Genomic DNA, 644 nt, shown 5'->3' with positions numbered 1-644 from the left:
CAGGGAGTCTGACGAACACCGGCGGCAAAAGGACTACTGGCAGCGCGCCGCAGAGGACGCCGGCTACCAGGCATCACAGGAACTGCGCACCGGCAACGGCACTATCCTCGATGTCGCAATCGAGGGACCGCGTCGAACCGGCATCGAGGTCCAGCACTCCGCGCTGGACACCCGACTGGCCAAGTCACGCAGCACCCGGTCGTTCCGCGCCGGCTGGCTGCCGGTGTGGTTTCTCGACTCCGACCACACCCCTCAATGGTTCCATTCCGTGCCCGCCGTGAACTGCAACGTGCAACTGCCGTGGAGCACCACGTTGCCACCGCGCCGATCGGCGACCGCGCTCGGGCCCAGCAAGTTCGTCGCGCAGGTATGCACCGCGACAACCTTCGGTACCTGCCCCGCCAACTCCAGGGGTCGTCCGAAACGCCCGTGCGGCAAGCACCATCCCAAACGCGAACCTTGGTACGGGCTCACAGTCGACGACGTCGCCGCCCTCATCCCTGCCGAAGAAATCGTGCCCATGCGCGACCTGCAAGGCAACGTACACCTGATCGACCACGACAACCTCGCGCTGTACAAAAAGCTCACCGGCTTCCACGCCACCTACGGCCCAACCACCCCGAAGCAAACCCAGCGCAAGCCCG

The 644-nt window shown here is 65.5% G+C and carries 1 protein-coding gene; it reads left to right on the top strand.

Annotation, left to right across the window (positions count from 1 at the left end):
- Positions 1-644: hypothetical protein (locus ACFSXZ_RS41190; protein WP_378272014.1), on the top strand; the 644-nt coding region annotated here is incomplete at both ends.

Origin of the sequence: Amycolatopsis pigmentata, from assembly GCF_042684065.1 — a bacterium.
Taxonomy (GTDB): Bacteria; Actinomycetota; Actinomycetes; order Mycobacteriales; family Pseudonocardiaceae; genus Amycolatopsis_E; species Amycolatopsis_E pigmentata.
This window is presented reverse-complemented; position numbering and strand designations above follow the sequence as displayed.